At 44.2% G+C, this 2,609-nt stretch carries 2 pseudogenes; one reads left to right on the top strand and one right to left on the bottom strand.

The window, feature by feature from the left end:
* Window positions 1-89: 89 nt before the first annotated feature.
* Window positions 90-578 (top strand): annotated as a pseudogene (locus tag QUA83_RS30220) (IS66 family transposase); the annotation flags it as partial.
* An 81-nt stretch (window positions 579-659) separates the two neighbouring features.
* On the opposite strand, the pseudogene QUA83_RS30215 reads toward QUA83_RS30220, so the two are convergent.
* Window positions 660-2,338: pseudogene (locus tag QUA83_RS30215) on the bottom strand (IS1182 family transposase).
* Window positions 2,339-2,609: the final 271 nt, after the last annotated feature.

Genomic DNA, 2,609 nt, shown 5'->3' with positions numbered 1-2,609 from the left:
AGTTAGAGCGGCGGATTGAATTTTCTAAAGTTATGTCATTTTCTTATTAACAAAAATAGTTTTCTGCACCACTAAGCTGGAAACCTTATTATCAACTCGTTCAGGTGAATCATGCCTTGTGCAACGCTCATCCTGAGCGAGAACTCAAAGCTTTGGAAGAAATTGACCAAGAATCTTGGGCTAAGTCCATGAAAAAGGTTTTACTCCTAGCCTGCAATTATAAACATCGCTATCCTCAAGGTATTCCTGAAAATATTATTGCTCGCATCAATCAACTATATGAGCAAATTCTCAACCGAGGGCTTGATTTTCACTCTTCTCAACCACCTTTAAACCGCAAAGGTCATCGAGGTAGAGTAAAACGACGAGTTGGTCATAACTTGTTGTTGCGGCTTCAAAATTTCCGAGGTGATGTTTTACGGTTTCTGACGGAACCGGATGTTCCGTTTACCAATAATCAAGCGGAACGTGACTTACGGATGATGAAGTGTAAGCAGAAAATTTCTGGTGGCTTCCGCTCGGCAAGATTTTGCGGTTTCCTTCGCCAATATTCGTTCTTTTCTTTCGACTGCATCTAAGCGTGGTCTTAATCTTCTGGAAGTTGTTACTGATGCGTTACTTGGTAATGTCTCTGTTTTCTTTCCGTCAAATACTACTAGCTAGGCAGTTACAAAAAAACTACAATGAGGCAGAGGGAAAAAGAGCCGAAAAACGAGACACACGGGTCAAGCCAATCGGAATGTTACGCCAAAACGCCCACATTCTTGACAGATTCATCGCCGCAGCAGTCACAATATGTTGTAGACGAGTCTTGGCAAGACCCATGTAACGAGCGTCGCGCAAACCAAAAACACGAATTCCTTGAGATAGGGAACTTTCAACACCAGCCCGTAAGGCATAACGCTGCTTAAAATCGAGGGTATGTTGTCTGGCCCTACCCTTGGCTAAAGCTTCATAAAGAGGTTGAGGTTTGAGAGTCAGAACACGGGCGCTTGTCGGCGAATGAGTACATTGAGAGCGAACAGGACAAGCAGCGCAATCGGGCCGACGAAAGCGTACTTGAATGGTCGGATTGCCATAATTATCCGAGCGTTGATGCCAAGATTTGCTGATGTGGCCCTGCGGACAAGTAGCATGGCGATGCTCCCAATCGACCTTAAAACAAGAAAGCTCAAAGCCCAGCTTAGCTTGTTCTTGCCAACTAGAGTCAGGCGGTACAGGGCCAAGGAGCTCAATACCTAATTGTGTTTCGCTCGTGAGCAAGTGCTGAGCATCAACATAAGCAGTATCAACAATATGTTCTTGTGGTAACAAGTGTTTATCAGCTAAACTTTGATGAATCACCTGAGTCATTTCGACATCTCCAATGGTTGCAGGTGTCGTTTCAACATGAGTAATTAGATGAGGTAAATCTCGATCGCAAGTTTCTGTAAGATGTACTGTATAACCTGTCCAATTGGTATCTCTTTTTGTCCGATTGCGAGCCTCGATATCATAAGGGGAAGTAATTAACTGCTTGTGGGGCGGTAAATTATCAGCTGATCGCCAATAAACTTTGCCGGACGACCACCCATATTGCTGTATCCAGACACAGCGTAAAATTTCTACAGCTTTGAGCTGACGTAACCATTCAGGACTCAAAGGGTCATACAAAGCCGACAATAAGTGATGACCATCACAGCCAATAGTCAATAGCAAGCTTTGTTTTTCGGTTTCAGATTTCGGCAAGCGATATTGCTCAAATCTCGTGCCATAACGCTCAGACCAATCCTGATTAACTACTGTTAATAACCATTCATCAGCCACAGTTGCTAGCTGATTTAAAGCATGACGTAAAGTTTCTCCAACGCATTCGAGGCGGTTCATTTTACGGATGGCTCCGATGACATGGGTCGAGTCTGTTCTGGCTTTCCCTCTGGCTTTGAGCCATCCCTTATCTTGAAAATGTGCTAGCATTTTATCGAGTAATTGACTTTCACGTCCCGCAGCAATTAACCGACTTCTCCATTCACTTAAAACTGAATAATCAAACCCGCTATCAGTAATTTCTAGTCCCAAAGCATACTTCCAATCTATACGACTTCTCACTGCTTCTGCTGTTGGTCGGTCAGTCAATCCCTCGGCAAATTGCATCACACTGATTAATGCGGCGTTGCCCTGGTGATAAAACACTTTGACCACAGTCGGCTCGAAACAAGGTGATAAAGTCAGTATCTTCGTACAACACTCCGAGTTCGTCGCGCATTTTCATATATGGATTTCCTTTGGGAAAGGAGGTTCGTGCCACAGTTGCTGTCATTTCTGGAATCGATGACCAGTTGCGGGGGTGAAGAGTCATAATAGATTATTTAATATGCTGCGTGATTACACAATCATTCTGCCTATTCAGGACGGCGATGTCTGAGGGGTGAAACCCCTCAGACATTCGCCAACAGTCTCATAGAATCCCAGGCATCGAGCTATTTTCTCAGGCAGTGACCAGCAAAATATTTTCTATCGCCCCCTGCGGGGTTTAAAAACAGAGAAAGGAATGGAATCGGATTGGTGCGAGTGTGTATTTGGACAGGTTGAAAAGTTGTCAGGGAGAAAAACCCTGAAGACTGCAGAGA

It is taken from the genome of Microcoleus sp. K1-B1, from assembly GCF_036704705.1.
GTDB lineage: Bacteria > Cyanobacteriota > Cyanobacteriia > Cyanobacteriales > Microcoleaceae > Microcoleus.
This window is presented reverse-complemented; position numbering and strand designations above follow the sequence as displayed.